At 64.5% G+C, this 17,300-nt stretch carries 22 protein-coding genes and 2 tRNA genes; 13 read left to right on the top strand and 11 right to left on the bottom strand.

Translation table 11 applies throughout. The features are described from left to right. Positions 1–187 precede the first annotated feature (187 nt). Positions 188–466 carry a hypothetical protein gene (locus ACFOJE_RS21390; protein WP_377817037.1) on the bottom strand — a complete coding sequence of 93 codons (279 nt, stop codon included), beginning with the start codon at positions 464–466 and terminating at the stop codon, positions 188–190. A gap of 198 nt (positions 467–664) precedes the next feature. On the opposite strand from ACFOJE_RS21390, the gene ACFOJE_RS21385 reads away from it, so the two are divergent. Further along, positions 665–976, top strand: a complete 312-nt coding sequence (locus ACFOJE_RS21385; RefSeq protein ID WP_377817036.1) for a hypothetical protein — start codon at positions 665–667, stop codon at positions 974–976. Positions 977–985: 9 nt separating this feature from the next. Here ACFOJE_RS21385 and ACFOJE_RS21380 read toward each other — a convergent pair whose 3' ends face one another. Beyond that, complete coding sequence (locus ACFOJE_RS21380; protein ID WP_377817035.1) at positions 986–1,831, bottom strand: NAD-dependent protein deacetylase; 846 nt, start codon at positions 1,829–1,831, stop codon at positions 986–988. Between the two features lie 252 nt (positions 1,832–2,083). On the opposite strand from ACFOJE_RS21380, the gene ACFOJE_RS21375 reads away from it, so the two are divergent. From ACFOJE_RS21375 to ACFOJE_RS21345, 7 genes are all read left to right on the top strand, one after another. Further along, the gene (locus ACFOJE_RS21375) at positions 2,084–2,722 is read left to right on the top strand and encodes a peroxiredoxin (RefSeq protein WP_377817034.1); all 639 of its coding nucleotides are present in this window, start codon (positions 2,084–2,086) and stop codon (positions 2,720–2,722) included. A gap of 30 nt (positions 2,723–2,752) precedes the next feature. Beyond that, complete coding sequence (gene ssuE, locus ACFOJE_RS21370) at positions 2,753–3,346, top strand: NADPH-dependent FMN reductase (RefSeq protein ID WP_377817033.1); 594 nt, start codon at positions 2,753–2,755, stop codon at positions 3,344–3,346. A 133-nt stretch (positions 3,347–3,479) separates the two neighbouring features. Continuing rightward, the gene (locus ACFOJE_RS21365; protein WP_377817032.1) at positions 3,480–4,442 is read left to right on the top strand and encodes a sulfonate ABC transporter substrate-binding protein; all 963 of its coding nucleotides are present in this window, start codon (positions 3,480–3,482) and stop codon (positions 4,440–4,442) included. 109 nt (positions 4,443–4,551) lie between these two features. Further along, entirely contained in the window at positions 4,552–5,697 is a 1,146-nt protein-coding gene (gene ssuD, locus ACFOJE_RS21360) for an FMNH2-dependent alkanesulfonate monooxygenase (protein ID WP_377817031.1), read from the top strand. Between the two features lie 33 nt (positions 5,698–5,730). Beyond that, positions 5,731–6,525 carry an aliphatic sulfonate ABC transporter permease SsuC gene (gene ssuC, locus ACFOJE_RS21355; protein ID WP_377817029.1) on the top strand — a complete coding sequence of 265 codons (795 nt, stop codon included), beginning with the start codon at positions 5,731–5,733 and terminating at the stop codon, positions 6,523–6,525. Then, positions 6,522–7,322, top strand: a complete 801-nt coding sequence (gene ssuB, locus ACFOJE_RS21350; protein WP_377817028.1) for an aliphatic sulfonates ABC transporter ATP-binding protein — start codon at positions 6,522–6,524, stop codon at positions 7,320–7,322. Before ssuC ends, ssuB begins: the two co-directional genes overlap by 4 nt. A 28-nt stretch (positions 7,323–7,350) precedes the next feature. Further along, the gene (locus tag ACFOJE_RS21345; RefSeq protein ID WP_377817027.1) at positions 7,351–7,566 is read left to right on the top strand and encodes a TOBE domain-containing protein; all 216 of its coding nucleotides are present in this window, start codon (positions 7,351–7,353) and stop codon (positions 7,564–7,566) included. Positions 7,567–7,596: 30 nt separating this feature from the next. Here the strand turns inward: ACFOJE_RS21345 and ACFOJE_RS21340 are convergent, their stop codons facing one another. Further along, a complete protein-coding gene (locus ACFOJE_RS21340) occupies positions 7,597–8,655 on the bottom strand; it encodes a 3-deoxy-7-phosphoheptulonate synthase (protein ID WP_377817026.1) in 1,059 nt (352 codons plus the stop codon). An 847-nt stretch (positions 8,656–9,502) separates the two neighbouring features. On the opposite strand from ACFOJE_RS21340, the gene gacA reads away from it, so the two are divergent. From gacA to ACFOJE_RS21315, 5 genes are all read left to right on the top strand, one after another. Beyond that, positions 9,503–10,147 (top strand): response regulator transcription factor GacA, encoded by a 645-nt coding sequence (gene gacA / locus ACFOJE_RS21335; RefSeq protein ID WP_377817024.1) that lies wholly within the window; start codon positions 9,503–9,505, stop codon positions 10,145–10,147. After that, a complete protein-coding gene (gene uvrC / locus ACFOJE_RS21330) occupies positions 10,147–11,970 on the top strand; it encodes an excinuclease ABC subunit UvrC (RefSeq protein ID WP_377817023.1) in 1,824 nt (607 codons plus the stop codon). The genes gacA and uvrC overlap by 1 nt, the downstream gene beginning before the upstream one ends. Before the next feature lie 32 nt (positions 11,971–12,002). Continuing rightward, positions 12,003–12,563: a CDP-diacylglycerol--glycerol-3-phosphate 3-phosphatidyltransferase gene (gene pgsA, locus ACFOJE_RS21325; protein ID WP_377817022.1), complete on the top strand. Its 561-nt coding sequence runs from the start codon at positions 12,003–12,005 to the stop codon at positions 12,561–12,563. A 63-nt stretch (positions 12,564–12,626) separates the two neighbouring features. Continuing rightward, positions 12,627–12,702, top strand: a tRNA-Gly gene (locus ACFOJE_RS21320). Between the two features lie 43 nt (positions 12,703–12,745). Continuing rightward, positions 12,746–12,819 (top strand) — tRNA-Cys (locus ACFOJE_RS21315). Between the two features lie 100 nt (positions 12,820–12,919). On the opposite strand, the gene ACFOJE_RS21310 is transcribed toward ACFOJE_RS21315, so the two are convergent. The 8 genes from ACFOJE_RS21310 to ACFOJE_RS21275 form a co-directional block, all read right to left on the bottom strand. Beyond that, positions 12,920–13,990 (bottom strand): phage integrase, encoded by a 1,071-nt coding sequence (locus ACFOJE_RS21310; protein ID WP_377817021.1) that lies wholly within the window; start codon positions 13,988–13,990, stop codon positions 12,920–12,922. A 2-nt stretch (positions 13,991–13,992) separates the two neighbouring features. Further along, a complete protein-coding gene (locus ACFOJE_RS21305) occupies positions 13,993–14,229 on the bottom strand; it encodes a DUF4224 domain-containing protein (RefSeq protein WP_377817019.1) in 237 nt (78 codons plus the stop codon). A gap of 51 nt (positions 14,230–14,280) precedes the next feature. Beyond that, positions 14,281–14,925, bottom strand: a complete 645-nt coding sequence (locus ACFOJE_RS21300; protein ID WP_377817018.1) for a hypothetical protein — start codon at positions 14,923–14,925, stop codon at positions 14,281–14,283. After that, positions 14,922–15,920 carry a phosphoadenosine phosphosulfate reductase domain-containing protein gene (locus ACFOJE_RS21295; RefSeq protein WP_377817017.1) on the bottom strand — a complete coding sequence of 333 codons (999 nt, stop codon included), beginning with the start codon at positions 15,918–15,920 and terminating at the stop codon, positions 14,922–14,924. Before ACFOJE_RS21295 ends, ACFOJE_RS21300 begins: the two co-directional genes overlap by 4 nt. A 53-nt stretch (positions 15,921–15,973) precedes the next feature. Then, positions 15,974–16,444, bottom strand: a complete 471-nt coding sequence (locus ACFOJE_RS21290) for a hypothetical protein (protein WP_377817016.1) — start codon at positions 16,442–16,444, stop codon at positions 15,974–15,976. Between the two features lie 63 nt (positions 16,445–16,507). Next, positions 16,508–16,870: a pyocin activator PrtN family protein gene (locus ACFOJE_RS21285; protein WP_377817015.1), complete on the bottom strand. Its 363-nt coding sequence runs from the start codon at positions 16,868–16,870 to the stop codon at positions 16,508–16,510. Next, entirely contained in the window at positions 16,867–17,022 is a 156-nt protein-coding gene (locus ACFOJE_RS21280) for a hypothetical protein (protein WP_377817014.1), read from the bottom strand. The genes ACFOJE_RS21285 and ACFOJE_RS21280 overlap by 4 nt, the downstream gene beginning before the upstream one ends. Next, a complete protein-coding gene (locus ACFOJE_RS21275; RefSeq protein WP_377817013.1) occupies positions 17,012–17,296 on the bottom strand; it encodes a phage antirepressor KilAC domain-containing protein in 285 nt (94 codons plus the stop codon). The genes ACFOJE_RS21280 and ACFOJE_RS21275 overlap by 11 nt, the downstream gene beginning before the upstream one ends. Positions 17,297–17,300 lie beyond the last annotated feature (4 nt).

Here is a 17,300-nt window from a genome sequence, read left to right as displayed (position 1 = left end):
AAAGGAGCATTGTAAAGGCAGCGTTTTTCTATTGCCATTGGAGCTGGCATTTCGCTACGTCGAGTGACGGCCACGGATCGGGGAGGGGAACGGCGAGCGCGACGCAGAGGGCGCGAGGGAGGCCGGGGCGGCTGGCTGAGCGGCATCTGCCGGTACTGCGGGCGTGTGCCGCCAGCCGGGGTCTGGTTCAGTCGTTGGCACTCCAGAGGAATTCATCGATACCGTTCATCAGGTAGGAATTGCTCCGGATGTTGCGGGCGATGGTTTCGGCTTCGTCCTGGCTGTAGCCCTGCAGGGTGAAGCTGGTATTTCCCGCTCGGCTGCCCCGATAGTACAGGCGTACATCCAGCCGCCAGGCCTCACGGCTGGTCAGGTCGGGCAAGAGGCGCAGGTACGCCTTGCGCTTGTCCCCCAGCGGGACGATCAGGTTTAAGACTTCCTTGTTTGATGGGTAGGACTGTCCCATTTCTTATTTCCTCCTTGTCCATTGCAAAGCGGCGCATCCGTGCCTGGCTTTTCCGCAGCCGAACAGCCGATGGCAACCCATTAAACCAAATCGTCATCAGACCATGCGAGTGCCAATCGCAGCCGCCGGCCGCTATCGATTACCGGACGGGTTTGCGATCATCAGTTTAGTGAATGGCGACAGGTTAGGGATGGGATCATGAACATTTGGGCGCTGGACAAACATCAGGACATCCGCCACGTGCTCCTGCTGCTGAACGAGCAGCTGGGACCGGATGCCTTCGACATCGATGCGGCGACCTCCTTGGACCCGCGGGCGGTCTACCTCCTCCATGGCCGCGAGGCCGGGGTCCGCGCCTGGCTGCACACCCTGGGCCAGGGGCCCGGGCGTTACGGCGTGCACCTGGAATACCCGAACGCCACCGACACCCAGGAAAACCTCGGCCTGGCGGAGCTGGTGGCGATCCTCGCCGTGCATTTCGACGTGCCGAGCATTCGCCCGCTGCCCTGATCCTTCCCGCTACGGGGCGTCCAGCTGCCCGGCCAGCCACGGCAGCACCCGCTCGCAGGGCAGCTCGATCTTCTGCCGCAGCAGGTCGTCCGCCCGGGTCCGGCCCATGTTGACGGCCATCAGCGGCTTGCCCCGATCGGCCATCGACCGGCACAGGCGGAAGCTGGAGTAGGTCATCAGCGTCGAGCCGACCACCAGCAGCGCCGGTGCCTGGTTGATGCTCTGCCCGGCCGCGGCGGCCTGTTCGGCCGGCACGCCTTCGCCGAAGAACACCACGTCCGGCTTGAGCAGGTCGCTGCCGCAGCAGGGGCAGCAGGGCACGCGAAAGCCTTCGAGCAGGGCATCCGCCAGCAGGGCGTCGCCATCCGGCGCCAGTGCGGCTTCGACGTCGCGAAGCTGGGCGTTCTGCGCCTCCAGCAGGGCCTGCACGTCGCTGCGCGGCAGGCCCTTGCCGCAGTCGAGGCAGCGCACCCGGTGCAGGTTGCCATGCAGCTCGATCACGCCGTCGCTGCCCGCCTGCTGGTGCAGGCCGTCGACGTTCTGGGTGATGAGTCCGGCGAGCCGGCCCGCGGCCGCCAGCCTGGCCAGAGCCTGATGCGCCGCGTTCGGTCGCGCCTGCCACACCCTGGGCCAGCCGATCATGCTGCGTGCCCAGTAGCGGCGCCGCGCGGCGGCCGAGCCGACGAAGTCCTGGTAGAGCATGGGCGCCCGGCCATGACGGACTCCCTCCTTGTCGCGGTAGCCGGGGATGCCCGACGCCGTGCTGACCCCGGCGCCGGTCAGGACCAGCAGCGGCTCACCGGCCATGAGCTCGCAGAGTTCGAGCAGGGCCGCAGAGGGATGGAAGTCGTGCATGGAGGTCTCCCGGTGTGTCTGGTATCGCCGTGTTTCTCCAGACCGGCAACGTGCGCGGCTCGGTTGCTCCGGCCGGGCGGTTGCGCCTGGGACGGAACGGCAATCGGGCGCAGGGGAACACTATAGGAAATTTTCTCACTGAGAACTTATATTCCTAATGGTTACTAAAAAATAAAAATATATTCTTTTTGTTTTTTTGACGTCCTGCGCATAGTGGCAACCCATCAGGACATCACAGCAGGAGCAACACCCATGAGCATCCGCCTGGGCGACATCGCCCCCGACTTCGAACAGGACTCCAGCGCCGGCCGCATCCGTTTCCACGATTGGCTCGGCGACAGCTGGGGGATTCTCTTCTCCCACCCGGCGGACTTCACTCCGGTCTGCACCACCGAGCTGGGTTTCACCGCCAAGCTGAAGGACGAGTTCGCCAAGCGCAACGTCAAGGCCATCGCCCTGTCGGTCGATCCGGTGGAGTCCCACGTGAAATGGATCGAGGACATCAACGAGACCCAGCAGACCCGGGTGAACTTCCCGATTCTGGCCGATGCCGACCGCAAGGTCTCCGACCTCTACGATCTGATCCACCCGAACGCCAACGACACCCTGACCGTGCGCTCGCTGTTCATCATCGATCCGCAGAAGAAGGTCCGCCTGATCATCACCTACCCGGCGAGCACCGGCCGCAACTTCCACGAGATCCTGCGGGTGATCGACTCGCTGCAGCTGACCGACAACTACAAGGTCGCCACCCCGGCCAACTGGCAGGACGGCGACGATGTGGTGATCGTGCCTTCGCTCAAGGACGAAGCCGAGCTCAAGCAGCGCTTCCCCAAGGGCTACCGCGCGGTGAAGCCTTACCTGCGCCTCACCCCGCAGCCGAACCGCTGATCCCGGTCGCTCCGTCATAAGGAAATTCCCATGTTGGTCGTTTCCCTAGCCGGCAGTCCCAGCCAGCGCTCGCGGTCCGGAGTGCTGCTGGAGTTCGCCCGCCAGCGTCTGCAGCAGCGCGGAGTCGAGGTGGTCGACTACCAGGTGCGCGACTTCGCCGCCGAGGATCTCCTCTTCGCCCGCTTCGACAGTCCGCTGATCCAGACGCTGCAGGCCCACGTCGCCCAGGCCGACGGCCTGCTGATCGCCACGCCGGTGTACAAGGCGTCCTTCTCCGGCGCCCTCAAGACGCTACTGGACGTGCTCCCGGAGCGCGCCCTGGAACACAAGGCGGTGCTGCCCATCGCCACCGCCGGGAGCAGCGCGCACATGCTCGCGGTGGATTACGCCCTCAAGCCGGTGCTGGCGGCGTTGAAGACCCAGGAGATCCACCAGGGCGTATTCGCCGTGGACCAGCAGATCGCCTATGCCGACGAAGGGCGGCCGGCACGTCTGGAGCCGGAGCTGGAAGCCCGTCTCGAACAGGCGCTGGAGCAGTTCCACGCCGCGCTGGCGCGTCGTCCGCAGCCGCTCGATCCGGCGCTGCTGCCGCAACGCCTGAGTACCGCTCGCTGGAGCATCTGAACTGCGCCTTACTCGGACGACCTCCGGGCCGCGCTTGAAACACGCCGCCTCATACGGTGGCTCTCGACAGTCTTACTCGCCCGCCAACGGGCAAGCAGGCCGTGAATCCGAACCCCATGCGAAGGAGAGTGCCATGCGCACCGCAACTTTGCGCCGAGGTCTGGTCGCCCTGTTTGCCGCGGCCCTTTCCTTTGGCGCCATTACCCAAGCCCAGGCCGAGACCCTGCGGATCGGCTATCAGAAATACGGCACCCTGGTGCTGCTCAAGTCCCGCGGCACGCTGGAGAAGCGGCTGGGCGAGCAGGGCGTCGACGTGCAGTGGACCGAGTTCCCCGGCGGCCCCCAGCTGCTCGAAGGGCTCAACGTCGGCTCCGTCGATTTCGGCGTCACCGGGGAGACCCCGCCGGTCTTCGCCCAGGCGGCCGGCGCCGACCTGGTCTACGTGGCCCATGAGCCGCCGGCACCGACCGGCGAGGCGATTCTGGTGCCAAAGGATTCCAAGATCCGCTCGGTGGCCGAGCTGAAAGGCAAGAAGGTCGTCCTTAACAAGGGCTCCAACGTGCACTACCTGCTGGTGCGGGCCCTGGAGGATGCCGGACTGAAGTACGGCGACATCCAGCCGGTCTACCTGCCGCCGTCCGATGCGCGCGCCGCCTTCGAGCGCGGCAGCGTCGATGCCTGGGTGATCTGGGATCCGTTCCTGTCCGCCGCCGAGAAACAGCTGCAGGCCCGCATCCTGCGCGACGGTCAGGGGCTGGTGGACAACCATCAGTTCTACCTGGCGACCCGCACCTTCGCCGAGAAGCATCCGCAGGTGATCAGCGCCCTAGTCGAGGAGATCCGCACGGTGGGCGAGTGGGTCAAGGGCAACGAGGCCCAGGCCACCACCCAGGTCGCACCGTTGCTGGGTCTTCCCGAGGACATCGCGAAGCTGGCGGTCGAGCGCCAGGGCTACGGGGCGCTCTTCATCTCGCCGCAGGTGACCGAGGCGCAACAGAAGATCGCCGACACCTTCGCCGACCTCAAGCTGATTCCCAAGCGCCTGAGCGTCAAGGACGTGATCTGGACGCCGCCGGCCAAGGTGGCGCGGCAATGAGCTTTCGCCGCCAGGGATGGCGGCGCCCGACGATAGCCAATCCGCAGCGCCGGCCCCGTGCATTCGCCGGGCGACGGCAGACGACCCGATTTCGCAAGGAGACCACTCCATGAGCCTCAATATCTTCTGGTTCCTCCCCACCCATGGCGACGGCCACTACCTGGGCACCTCCGAAAGCGCCCGCACCGTGGATCACAGCTACCTGCAGCAGGTGGCCCAGGCCGCCGACCGCCTCGGCTTCGGCGGCGTGCTGATTCCCACCGGGCGCTCCTGCGAGGACTCCTGGCTGGTCGCCGCCTCGCTGATTCCGGTCACGCAGCGGCTGAAATTCCTCGTCGCCCTGCGTCCCGGCATCATCTCGCCGACCGTGGCCGCGCGTCAGGCTGCGACCCTCGACCGACTTTCCGGCGGCCGCGCGCTGTTCAACCTGGTCACCGGCGGCGCTCCGGACGAGCTCGCCGGCGACGGACTGCACCTGTCCCATGCCGAACGCTACGAAGCGGCCGACGAGTTCACCCGTATCTGGCGCAGCCTGCTGGCCGGGGAGACCGTCGACTTCGCCGGCAAGCACATCCAGGTGGAGGGCGCCAAGCTGCTCTATCCGCCGACCCAGCAGCCGCATCCGCCGCTGTACTTCGGCGGCTCCTCGGAGGCGGCCCACGAGCTGGCCGGCGAGCAGGTCGACCTTTACCTCACCTGGGGCGAGCCGCCGGCCGCGGTCGCGGAGAAGCTCGACGACGTGCGCCGGCGCGCCGCCAAGCACGGCCGCCAGGTGCGCTTCGGCATCCGTCTGCACGTGATCGTGCGGGAAACCAACGACGAAGCCTGGCGGGCGGCCGAGCGCCTGATCAGCCATCTGGACGACGAAACTATCGCCCGTGCCCAGGAATCCTTCGCTCGCTACGACTCGGTCGGCCAGCAGCGCATGGCCGCCCTGCACGGCGGACGTCGCGACAAGCTGGAGGTGTCCCCCAACCTCTGGGCCGGGGTCGGCCTCACCCGCAGCGGTGCTGGCACCGCCCTGGTCGGCGATCCGGACACCGTGGCTGCACGTATCCGTGAGTACGCGGATCTGGGCATCGATACCTTCGTGTTCTCCGGCTATCCGCATCTGGAGGAAGCGTACCGGGTCGCCGAACTGCTCTTTCCCCGTCTGGATCTGGTTCGTCCGCAGGCACAAGGGGCCGCCGGACTCGCGCCGGTGGGCGAGATCGTCGGCAACGACCTGCTGCCTAAGACGGCGGTAGTCGGTTGAGACTGCCAGCCGACCTGCACGGGGAATCCTGAAATGAGCCTTATATCCCTCGACACCCTGACCCGGCGCCTGGCGCCCTGGGCCTTGCCGCTGGCGCTGCTGGCGATCTGGCAGACCGCGGTGAGCACCGGCTGGCTGTCCAGCCGCATCCTGCCGGCGCCGAGCGCGGTGCTGCAGGCCGGCTGGGCGCTGCTGGCGAGCGGGGAGATCTGGAACCACCTGGCCATCAGCGGCTGGCGCGCCGGTGTTGGCTTCGCCATCGGCGGCGGCCTGGGGCTGCTGTTGGGGCTGGTCAGCGGGCTGTCGCACTGGGGCGAACGCCTGCTCGACAGCTCGGTGCAGATGATCCGCAACGTGCCGCATCTGGCGCTGATCCCGCTGGTGATCCTCTGGTTCGGCATCGACGAGACCGCGAAGATCTTCCTGGTCGCCCTCGGCACGCTGTTCCCGATCTACCTCAACACTTACCACGGCATCCGCAACGTCGACCCGGCGCTGCTGGAAATGGCGCGCAGCTACGGGCTGTCGGGCTTCGCCATGTTCCGCCAGGTGATCCTGCCCGGCGCGCTGCCGTCGATCCTGGTCGGCGTGCGTTTCGCCCTCGGTCTGATGTGGCTGACCCTGATCGTCGCCGAGACCATCTCCGCCAGCTCCGGCATCGGCTATCTGGCGATGAACGCCCGAGAATTCCTGCAGACCGACATCGTGGTGCTGGCGATTCTGCTCTACGCGGTGCTCGGCAAGCTGGCCGACGTCGCCGCCCGCGCCCTGGAGCGTGCCTGGCTGCGCTGGCATCCGGCCTATCAGAGCAAGGAGACCGCTCGATGACCGCATTGCATTCCCTCAATCGCGGCACCTCGCTGAGCCTGCGCGGTCTGCGCAAGGACTTCGGCGAGCGCCGGGTCCTCGCCGACATCGACCTGCAGGTGCCGGCCGGGCAGTTCGTCGCGGTGGTCGGTCGCAGTGGCTGCGGCAAGAGCACCTTGCTGCGTCTGCTGGCCGGGCTCGACCAGCCCAGCGGCGGCGAACTCAAGCTGGACGGCGGCTCGCTGGCCACCGCCCGCGACGGTATCCGGCTGATGTTCCAGGATTCGCGCCTGCTGCCCTGGAAGCGGGTGATCGACAACGTCGGTCTGGGCCTGTCCGGCAACTGGCGGCCGGACGCGGAGGAGGCGCTCGCCGCGGTGGGCCTCGCCGACCGCGCCGGCGAGTGGCCTTCGTCCCTGTCCGGCGGGCAGAAGCAGCGCGTCGCCCTGGCCCGGGCGCTGATCCATCGGCCCCGCCTGCTGCTACTCGACGAGCCGTTGGGCGCGCTGGATGCGCTGACCCGCATTGAGATGCAGCAACTGATCGAGAACCTCTGGCGCGAGCACGGTTTCACCGTGCTGCTGGTGACCCACGACGTCAACGAGGCGGTAGCGGTCGCCGACCGGGTGATCCTGATCGAGAAAGGGCACATCGGGCTGGACCTGCCGGTGCGATTGCCCCGTCCCCGTACCCGCGGCTCGGCGGCGCTCGCCGCGCTGGAGGCCCGGGTTCTCGAACAGGTGCTCGGCCAACCCGCTGCGCCCCAGACCCCCGAACCCGTTTCACCGCTGCCGAGCGAACTGCGCTGGGCGCTTTAACCATACCCCCCACACTGAGGAAGACCCCATGACCATCAAAGCCATCAACGTTCGCAACCAGTTCAAAGGCACCGTGCGTGACATCATCGAAGGGCCGGTGCTGTCCGAGATCGATGTGCAGACCGCCGCCGGCATCGTCACCTCGGTGATCACCACCCGTTCTGTCCGCGAGCTTGAGCTCACGGTCGGCAGCGAAGTGATCGCCTTCGTCAAATCCACCGAGGTGTCCATCGCCAAGCTGTGAAGCGCCGGGGCTTCGGCGTGCGGCGCCGGATCAGGCGCCGTGCCGCAGCCGTTCGGCTGCCCGCAGCAGCAGCCGCTCGGTTCCGTCCCAGCCCAGGCAGCCGTCGGTGATCGATACCCCGTAGCGCAAATCGCCGGAAAGCGGCTGGCAGCCATCGAGCAGATGGCTCTCCAACATCACCCCGCGCAGCGCGTCCTGCCCGGCCAGACGCTGGTCGATGACGCTCTCCAGTACAGCTGGCTGGCGCAGTGGGTCCTTGCCGCTGTTGGCGTGGCTGCAGTCGACCATGATTCGCGGCGTTATGCCGGCGCGCTCCAGCGCGGCCCGTGCAGCCGTCACGCTCGCCTCGTCGTAGTTCGGCCCGCTATGCCCTCCGCGCAGGACCAGGTGGGTGTCCGGGTTTCCGTGGGTCATCACCTGGGCCGGCCGGCCGTGCAGGTCGAGGCCGAAATGGCCATGGGGATGGGTTGCCGAGCGCATGGCGTCGCAGGCGATGCCCAGGCTGCCATCGGTGCCGTTCTTGAATCCCACCGCCAGCTCCAGCCCGCTCACCAGTTCGCGATGAATCTGCGATTCGCTGGTACGCGCGCCGATTGCCGCCCAGCTCAGCAGATCGTCGAAATAGCCGGCCACCAGCGGTTGCAGCAGTTCGGTCGCCAGCGGCAGACCGAGTTCGAGCATTCCCAGCATCAAGCGTCGGGACGAGGCCAGACCATCGGCCATGCCACCGCTGCCATCCAGCTGCGGGTCGTAGACCATTCCCTTCCAGCCGACCGTGGTACGTGGTTTTTCCATGTAGGCGCGCATGACCAGCAGCAGCTGGTCGTCGACCTGCGGGGTCAGTTCGGCGAGTCGCTGGGCGTAGTCCAACGCGGAATCCGCATCGTGGATGGAGCAGGGGCCGACCACCACCAGCAGGCGCGGGTCGTCGCCGTCGAGTACGGCGCGCACGGCTTGGCGGTCAGCCCGTACCTGGTCGGCGAGCGGCGCCGAGAGCGGTAGACGCTGGTGAAGCTCAGCGGGTGTGGGCAGCGCCTGGATCGTCTGGCGACCGCGGGATGGCAGGGCGGGAGTAAAGTGAGAATTCATTGATGGTCATCCTCGGCCGGCGCGGTCGGCAGCGAACCGCGCACGGCGCTCTATCTGTGTTTTCGACTCGATGTAATGAGGTGATCGGCGCTGTCGCAAAATCGCCAGTCAGATTGGCTGAAGTCGTAAAGGAGGTATTCGGTGCACATGGATCGGTCCTCTGTTTTGTCTCGATCGATTTGTTCAGCCCCGGAAAAGCAAAACCCCCGGTGGGGATGCCGACCGGGGGTTCGTGAAGCTTTGGTTGGCGACCCTGCTGAGGTGGGCCGCCTGTCTGGATATTAGGCGCGCCCTTGGCGAAACCAATACCCATAGAAGAAATATCCTGCTGCGGTCGCCATTCGGGCATGCGCGCCTGCGATCAAGGCGCGAACGGCCTTGGTGTGGGCGAATGGCTCGATGTGGGCGAAGTGCGGCATGAATCATCTCCGTTGATGGGCATTAACTTACTGCATCGAGCGCTGTGGATCAATGACCGTGCGACCGACCCTCCTGTCTTGGGGGCCAGTGCCGAAACCCCCGTCCTAGACCGGATGTAATGGATCGTTAACCGACCGAACGGTACTATCCCCCGTCTCCCATTCGCTCGATTCTCTGTTACCATCGACGCGCTTAAAACAATGAATTCCATCTGGGTGGCTCTGCTGTTTCTGAGGAAACTGGGGCGGCTGTAAGAGGCATGGTGTCTGGGTTGTGTGGGGTTCTGCCGGATCGGTTAGCAAGCGAACGGCTTTGCCTCCGCCATCTTCTCGTCGAATAGGATCGGTCTTGTCTGACCGATCCCTCAGAGTCGAGCGTTCTTCCAATAGGCCGCCTTCTGCGGTGTTGACGCGATACGAGGTGTCCGTTGATTAGGGTGCTTGTGGTCGACGACCATGATCTAGTGCGAGCCGGTATAACCCGAATGCTGGCTGATATGGATGGCCTGAAAGTGGTAGGGCAGGCCGAATCGGGCGAGGAAGCCCTGAAAAAGGCCCGCGAACTCAAGCCGGATGTGGTCCTGATGGACGTCAAGATGCCGGGCATCGGCGGCCTGGAGGCTACGCGCAAGCTGTCGCGCAGCAATCCTGACATCAAGGTCATTGCGGTTACCGTCTGCGAGGAGGATCCGTTTCCGACTCGTCTGTTGCAGGCCGGTGCCGCCGGCTATCTGACCAAGGGGGCGGCGCTCGAGGAAATGGTCCAGGCCATCCGCCTGGTCTTTGCCGGGCAGCGCTACATCAGTCCGCAGATCGCCCAGCAGCTCGCTCTCAAATCCTTCCAGCCGCAGCAGAGCGGTTCTCCTTTCGATCTGCTGTCCGAGCGGGAAATCCAGATCGCTCTGATGATCGCCAACTGCGAGAAGGTCCAGAGCATCTCCGACAAGCTCTGTCTGTCCCCGAAGACGGTCAACACTTACCGTTACCGGATCTTCGAAAAGCTTTCCATCACCAGCGATGTCGAGCTGGCGCTGCTGGCGGTTCGACATGGCATGGTCGACGCTTCCGCCTGATGTCCGAGTCCTTCGATAGTTCCGCTTTCCTGGCTTCCTGCAGCAGTCGTCCCGGTGTCTACCGGATGCTGGACAGCGAGGCCAGACTGCTTTACGTCGGCAAGGCGAAGAATCTCAAGAAGCGGCTTTCCAGCTACTTCCGCAAGACGGGGCTGGCACCGAAGACCGCCGCGCTGGTCGCCAGGATCGCGCAGGTCGAGACTACCATCACCGCCAACGAGACCGAGGCTCTGCTCCTGGAGCAGACGCTGATCAAAGAGTGGCGTCCGCCCTACAACATCCTGCTGCGCGACGACAAGTCTTACCCTTATGTGCTCCTGTCGGACGGCGACTTCCCGCGTCTCAGCCTGCATCGGGGCGCCAAAAAGCAGAAGGGGCGCTATTTCGGTCCGTATCCCAGCGCTGGCTCGATTCGCGAAAGCCTCGGCCTGCTGCAGAAGGCTTTCCAAATCCGCCAATGCGAGGATAGCTATTTCAAGAACCGCACCCGTCCCTGCCTGCAATACCAGATCAAGCGCTGCAAGGCGCCCTGCGTGAGGTTGGTCGATCCCGCGGAATATGCCGAGGATGTGCGCCATTCGGTGATGTTCCTCGAGGGACGCAGCAATGCGCTGGCTGAAGAGCTGTCGACCGGCATGGAGCAGGCCGCTGCGCGGCTGGATTTCGAGCGCGCTGCCGCATTGCGCGACCAGATCGCCTTGCTGCGTCGGGTTCAGGACCAACAGAGCATGGAGGGCGGCAGCGGCGATGTGGATGTGTTGGCCGCCGTGGCCAATCCGGGGGGAGCCTGCGTTCACCTGATCAGTGTGCGCGGTGGGCGGGTCCTCGGCAGCAAGAATTTCTTCCCCCAGGTGGGCATCGAGGAAGGGGCAGGGGAGATACTGGTCGCCTTCATTGCCCAGTACTACCTGGGCAATCCCGAACGCGATCTGCCGGGCGAGCTCATCGTCAACGCCCAACACGAGGATTTTCCGACCCTGATTGCCGCCCTCGGGGAGGCACGCGGTTGGGAACTGCAGATCAGTCAGCGCGTGCGGGGCACTCGTGCGCGTTGGCAGCAACTGGCGGTGACCAACGCGGAGCAGGCGCTCGGAGCACGACTTGCCAATCGTCAGCACGTAGCGGCCCGGCTCGAGGCGCTGGCCGAGGCCCTTGGCCTGGACGAGCCGCCGCAGCGCATGGAGTGCTTCGACATCAGCCATTCCAGCGGTGAGGCCACCGTGGCGTCCTGTGTAGTCTTCGGCCCGGAAGGGCCACTGAAGTCGGACTACCGGCGCTACAACATTGAGGGCGTCACTGCCGGCGACGATTACGCTGCTATGCACCAGGCTCTGACTCGACGTTTCGGCAAGATCAAGGCAGGCGAAAGCAAGTTGCCGGATATCCTGCTGGTGGACGGCGGCAAGGGTCAGTTGGCGATGGCTCGGGAGGTCATGCAGGAGTTGGCGGTTCCGGATCTGATCCTGCTTGGCGTCGCCAAGGGGGTGACCCGCAAGCCGGGGCTGGAAACCCTCTACCTCAACGATGCAGCCCACGAATTTACTCTTCCGGCCGATTCGCCGGCACTGCATCTGATCCAGCAGATCCGCGACGAGGCTCATCGCTTCGCCATCACTGGGCATCGGGCACGTCGTGGAAAGGCTCGGCGCACCTCCAGCCTGGAAGATGTCGCTGGGATCGGCCCCAAGCGCCGTCGCGAGCTGCTCAAGCATTTCGGCGGCCTTCAGGAGCTTTCCCGGGCCAGTGTCGACGAGATCGCCAAGGCCCCCGGAATCAGCAAAAAGCTTGCAGAGTCAATTTATGCGACTTTGCACAGCGAGTAGAATTCTCCGTTTCCTTCTGCTCAGTAGTGCCGATGAATATTCCCAATCTTCTTACCGTTCTGCGCGTTCTGCTGATTCCGGTTTTCATATTCCTCTTCTATCTGCCGTTCGCCTGGAGTTATCTCGCGGCCAGTGCCGTCTTTGCGCTGGCGGCCATCACCGACTGGTTCGACGGCTATCTGGCCCGGCGCTTGCATCAGAGCACGCCTTTCGGCGCCTTCCTCGATCCCGTCGCCGACAAGCTCATGGTCGCCGTGGCGCTGGTCCTGCTGGTGGAAGAACATGCCAATGTCTGGCTGACGCTGCCGGCCATGATCATCATCGGACGAGAGATCATGGTATCGGCGCTACGTGAGTGGATGGCCGAACTGGGCGCACGGGCCCAAGTTGCCGTCTCCAATCTGGGCAAGTGGAAGACCACTGCCCAGATGGCGGCCCTGGTGCTCCTGCTGGCCAATCCGCCGGTAATGAGCCTCTGGGTCATTCTGGGCTATGTGCTGCTGCTCGTCGCCGCGGCGCTTACGCTATGGTCCATGTTCCAGTACTTGCTGGCTGCCTGGCCCCATCTCAACGGATCTGCCAATAAGAAATAAACGGTTTTTGAATCAAAGGCTTGACTGGCACTTTCGAATCTATAGAATGGCGCCCGTCACCACGCGGGAATAGCTCAGTTGGTAGAGCACGACCTTGCCAAGGTCGGGGTCGCGAGTTCGAGTCTCGTTTCCCGCTCCAGTTTGTTTCGTTGAGTGCAGTAGTAGGGCGCTTAAACGTTTGAGGCCGGGTGGCAGAGTGGTCATGCAGCGGATTGCAAATCCGTGTACGCCGGTTCGATTCCGACCTCGGCCTCCACTATGAAAGCCCCGTAGATTCAGGTCTACGGGGCTTTTTCATTTCCAGCTTGTGCAGATGCGATTTCCATTATTTTGGGATCGTTTCCACTATGCGGACATCAGCGGGTTGGATTCACAACTTCGCCGACACGCCGGTAAACCGTCTTGGTGATCTGCTCCTTGGTGTGTCCAAGGAGCCGGCTTGCCTCGGTCAGGCTATCGATTTCACTGGCCGCCTTCGGCCGGATATCACTAAAGCGGAACTGCTTGATCCGCTGGGCCAGGGGCTCGTCGCCGGTCGCCAATGCAGTGGCTGCAGCCTTCGATCTAGCCTCGTCCCATCGGTTGCGCATCATGGCGTAGCTCATGCGCAGACCTCCGGCGTTGGTGATCAGCCTGGAGCTGGTTATGCCTGCAAGCTTGCGCCTTTCCAGCAAGCCGTCGATGAACTGGCCAAGGCCTGTCGCCCGCTCCCCATCGTAGAGCCGGATACGGAGCTTTTTGTTCGTCTTGCCCTGGGCCACAAGCAGGAACTCTCCACTCAGATCGCCAGTGCATGCCTTTAGGGTATCGGCAGGCCGCTGGCCCGTGAGGTAGGCCAGATCCATCGCATCGCGCAGTTCCTGGCAGGCCTGGGCGTAGACTGCCGACCAGACGTCGTCCGCTGCGTAGTAGCCCCTGGCTTTTTCCTTGTTACGCCGCACGCGAGCGCAGGGGTTTTCCTTGTCGGTGTGGCCCCACTCACGAGCCATCGTGAAGACGTGGGACAGCAAGGCGATCTCGCGGTTGCCGCGGGTTTTCGCTGAGCGACCATCTCGGTACTGGGCAACTATGTGCGGCGTGATTGCCTCGATAGGAGCAGAGTCAAACGCCCTACGCAGATTCTTCAGTTCGGTCCGATTATCGGCCTGGGTGCGGGGAGCCTTGGTGGGAATGATCTCGCGCTCATACCGGTCGAATAGCTCCTTCATGAAGCGGACGACCTTCGGAGTGGTTGTGCGCTCCAGGCGTGCCCACTCGATACGTGCCTCGTTGAGGTCGGTCCCGAGAGGGATTTCCTTGCGCTTGCCTTTCTCGTCCTTGCCCAGGTAGTAGTACCCGACCCAGAGCTTGCCGGACTTCAGTTTTCGTTTGCGGGATATCATCCGAATCGGTAGGTCCCGGTTCTCTGGGTTCTTCTGCCTTCCCATGTTCAACTGACTCGCGACAGATCAAGGGTCCAGGGTTCCTCTACGGCTACGGCTCCATTCGGCCGCACGCCGGCCAACTTCAGGCGGGCGTAGATGCGCCCAACAATCGGCTTGTGTGCCGCGTTGAGTTCGTATTCCCAACCACGGATGGTCAGCCATTCAATCTGCTTCTTGGCTGAGCTGGCACCGATCATGTCGGTTAGCTCTTCCCGTGAGAGGAACTCAGATGGAGTTTCCATAGGCAAAACTTCTCCTGCCCCGGTGCTGGCCGGGGAGTGCTGATGGTGGGGTTATGGCTGGATCCGTTCGAACTCGACGGCCCATACCCAGGGGTTTGTGTCCCAGTCGCCGCCGGTTGAGATCCATAGGTCGCGGAACGCTGGTTGCGGGTACTTGTGAGCGACTCCGCCTTCGTCTGTGGCGAACCACATGCGATGGTCGCGGTGAATACCCTCCGCCACGGCCTGCTCATAGGTAATGTCCTGCAGCCGCTCAACCCGAACGTCTGTCACCTCCAGCAAAATGCGGGAAGCCCAGCGGGGCATGTGGATGCTGGGGCGCCAGTTGCAACAGTAGTTGTCGTCCGGATCGAAGTGCTCGCAGGAGCCGCCCGAGGCGCGATAGGTGCAGTGCGCGGGGTTTTGATAGCGCTTCATGTCCTTGAACCAAGACGGGTCCGCCTCCTGCTCGTCACTGGAAACGAGCGGACCCTGCCAGGTTTCGCGCACCCACAGCCGATCGCCGGGCTGGCCGAAGGGACAGGCGCGGTCGATTACATGCTGGGGCTCTTTCTCCAGCACCAAGGCGCCGGGCGCGTAGATGTTGCCTAGGTCAGGATGTCTGACCGGCTTGGCTACGCGCCGCGTGACTGTCTTCCGGCCGTCGAGAATGGCGCGCACCATGGCGTCGCTGAACAGTATCGGACGTTCCTTCATGCTGCCTCCTCAATCGGCCGCCAATCGCTGTCGCACAGGCCATAGGCGCTGGAACAGGCCGAGGCGTCGACTTCCCCATCGCTGGCCAGCAGGTCGTACTGGATGCCGCCGCGGGTGGTGCGTGACCACTCGACGGCTTGGCGAATGTTGGCGATTGCTACGATCTGCTGGGCATCCATCTCCTTGATCGAGCCCTGCTGATGCTTAGCGCTGGCCCCAGCAAAGAACGTAGCGCCGCCGCGCTTGCTGGCCTGGCGTACCAAGCTCTCCCAATGCTCGATGCGGTCGATGTGCTCGGGCCAACGGGCGGCGATCTCGCGCAGTTCGGACTTGCGGCAGTTGATACATGGCATGCATCCGACCCGGCCGGCGCCCATGGTGTAGAGCGGGTTCGGCTTGATACCCATGCAGCGATGGGCCTCGAACACTGCGGCTACATCCCATTTCAGAATCGGCCGGTAGTTGAACAGGCCACCGCCCACCTGGTCGCATTCCGGCAGGTAGCGGCGGGCCTCGGATTCCTCGCGGCGTACGCCCTGCCACGACAGGATCATGTTCTCGCCGTCCATCAGCGGCAGCATGACCTGCTCGATGATGACGTTACGCTTGAGCTCCTCGGTGCAGAACTGTGCCCGGCGGCTAGGGAAGCGTCCCTTCCAGATGCATAGATCGAGGAAGGGGATGCCGGTCGGATGTAGCACATCCAGGGCCGCTCGCACGATGCTTTCGGCTACTCCCTGAGCACGCCACTGGGTGGCAACGAACTGTCGCTTACGGGCGATTCGTTCAGAGAAGTCGGCGCGGCGGCGCTCGATGGTCACGCCGGTGGCATGCTCCAGGTAATCGAGGTACTCCAGCGTCAGCTCGTGCTCGTTTCCGGTGTCGGCGAATACGGCGTGCAGGTTCGGTGCCCCCATGGCGATGGCGAGCAGCAAGGTTGCGGTGCTGTCTTTGCCTCCGGAGACACTGACGATGTTGTACTGCTGTCCTGTCACGTGATCTGCGCCATGGGGGAGGGAAGGCTGCAGCGGGATGCAATAGAAGCCACTCATCCAACCACCCTCCCAGCCGCCGCCATCTCCCGCCGCCTATCCGGCGTCACTCCCAGCAACGCCCCCAGGTTGTTGCGCGTCGATTTGGGGGTGAGCAGGGCGGCTTCCAGTGTCATGCCCTGGCGCATACGGCGGCGGACGTGCTGGGCGCAGACCTGGGCGCCGAACGCCTCCACCAGCTCCTCGATGGTGCCGGTCACGCCGCGCAGGGTGCGCTTGGCCTTTTCGTGCTTGGCCCGGCCGGCCAGGGCGCTGGCTTTGCGCATGGCGTCGGTATAGAGGCCGCGCTTGCGAGCGGTGGCTGCCCGATAGCCGCAGGAGCGGTTGGGCCCCGGAAACTCCACCGGGCCGATCAGCTCCAGCACGGCCTCGAAGCTGTCGCGGCTGTAGCCGAGCAACTGCCGGGTCTGGGTCTTGCTGTGCCCGGCTTGGGCCATGGTCCGGATTTGCGCGCCGACGTCATTCATGGCAGCCAGCCCTCCCGCGGGGCTGGGCCCCAACGGCAAAATCACTCTTCATCTGGTGTGCTCCTAACGGTGTGCGAATGCCGACTGCTCGGCGTCATGGTCGCCGCCGGCTGGTGGTGACAGCCGGCGGGCGAGGTCTTCGTCTGCCTGGTAGGCACGCGCCTCGATGTACGCGGCCAGGTGGCGGATGTGGACGTACAGCAGGCGCTTGTTGCTGATGGCCACCGAGGTGAGCGGCAGTGGAATGCGCTCGGTGCCGATGGCCGCCTTGAACGTCTCCGCGTTCATGTTGCGGAAGTAGCGCTCGCGCAGCTGTTCGAGGGGTATCAGCTCGTCGCCGAAGATGCGGAACAGCCGCTCGATCGCGTCGGCTTGCGGCGCGAGCGTCAGGCGCAGGGGCTGCTGGGCGTGGTCGATGTGGCTCACTGCTGCTTCTTCCTTATCGGGTGGTTCCAGGCGATCTGAACGTGCTTCTTCACCAATTCCCGGAGTTCCGCCGGCACCTCGGAGAGCGCCTGCTGGCGTTCCTCCTTGGTGCGCAGCTCGAGAATCCGGGCTGCGTACTCCCTAGGCCACATCGCTGCGGTCTGCCGGGAGCGGCGGCAGCTCGATGCCGAGCCGGTCCGCCAGCCAGCGGATGCCGGCCTGAGTCACGCGGGTGGAGCGGCTGTACTGCATGCCGCAGACCGGGTGGAACCAGTGGCCTTCCTTCACGCGCAGATAGTCGCGGTCGCGGGCCGGATGGGCGGGCAGGTTCTCCGGCGTCAGCAGGCCCTCTTCGCGCAGGCGGGCGATGAGCTGCGGCCGGGTCAGGCCGAGCTGCGTGGCGGTGTGCTTGAGATCGCGGTCCATGGCA

Origin of the sequence: Azotobacter bryophylli (assembly GCF_042643485.1) — a bacterium.
Lineage (GTDB): Bacteria > Pseudomonadota > Gammaproteobacteria > Pseudomonadales > Pseudomonadaceae > Azotobacter > Azotobacter bryophylli.
This window is presented reverse-complemented; position numbering and strand designations above follow the sequence as displayed.

Coding starts and splice junctions, on each gene's coding strand:
- ssuB (WP_377817028.1), top strand. CDS start 6,522: ATGACCGCATTGCATTCCCTCAATCGCGGCACCTCGCTGAGCCTGCGC.
- ACFOJE_RS21305 (WP_377817019.1), bottom strand. CDS start 14,229: ATGGAAACTCCATCTGAGTTCCTCTCACGGGAAGAGCTAACCGACATG.
- ACFOJE_RS21365 (WP_377817032.1), top strand. CDS start 3,480: ATGCGCACCGCAACTTTGCGCCGAGGTCTGGTCGCCCTGTTTGCCGCG.
- ssuC (WP_377817029.1), top strand. CDS start 5,731: ATGAGCCTTATATCCCTCGACACCCTGACCCGGCGCCTGGCGCCCTGG.
- uvrC (WP_377817023.1), top strand. CDS start 10,147: ATGTCCGAGTCCTTCGATAGTTCCGCTTTCCTGGCTTCCTGCAGCAGT.
- ACFOJE_RS21380 (WP_377817035.1), bottom strand. CDS start 1,831: ATGCACGACTTCCATCCCTCTGCGGCCCTGCTCGAACTCTGCGAGCTC.
- ACFOJE_RS21385 (WP_377817036.1), top strand. CDS start 665: ATGAACATTTGGGCGCTGGACAAACATCAGGACATCCGCCACGTGCTC.
- ACFOJE_RS21390 (WP_377817037.1), bottom strand. CDS start 466: ATGGGACAGTCCTACCCATCAAACAAGGAAGTCTTAAACCTGATCGTC.
- ACFOJE_RS21290 (WP_377817016.1), bottom strand. CDS start 16,444: ATGAATGACGTCGGCGCGCAAATCCGGACCATGGCCCAAGCCGGGCAC.
- ssuD (WP_377817031.1), top strand. CDS start 4,552: ATGAGCCTCAATATCTTCTGGTTCCTCCCCACCCATGGCGACGGCCAC.
- ACFOJE_RS21310 (WP_377817021.1), bottom strand. CDS start 13,990: ATGGGAAGGCAGAAGAACCCAGAGAACCGGGACCTACCGATTCGGATG.
- ACFOJE_RS21340 (WP_377817026.1), bottom strand. CDS start 8,655: ATGAATTCTCACTTTACTCCCGCCCTGCCATCCCGCGGTCGCCAGACG.
- ssuE (WP_377817033.1), top strand. CDS start 2,753: ATGTTGGTCGTTTCCCTAGCCGGCAGTCCCAGCCAGCGCTCGCGGTCC.
- ACFOJE_RS21300 (WP_377817018.1), bottom strand. CDS start 14,925: ATGAAGGAACGTCCGATACTGTTCAGCGACGCCATGGTGCGCGCCATT.
- ACFOJE_RS21345 (WP_377817027.1), top strand. CDS start 7,351: ATGACCATCAAAGCCATCAACGTTCGCAACCAGTTCAAAGGCACCGTG.
- ACFOJE_RS21375 (WP_377817034.1), top strand. CDS start 2,084: ATGAGCATCCGCCTGGGCGACATCGCCCCCGACTTCGAACAGGACTCC.
- ACFOJE_RS21280 (WP_377817014.1), bottom strand. CDS start 17,022: ATGTGGCCTAGGGAGTACGCAGCCCGGATTCTCGAGCTGCGCACCAAG.
- ACFOJE_RS21275 (WP_377817013.1), bottom strand. CDS start 17,296: ATGGACCGCGATCTCAAGCACACCGCCACGCAGCTCGGCCTGACCCGG.
- pgsA (WP_377817022.1), top strand. CDS start 12,003: ATGAATATTCCCAATCTTCTTACCGTTCTGCGCGTTCTGCTGATTCCG.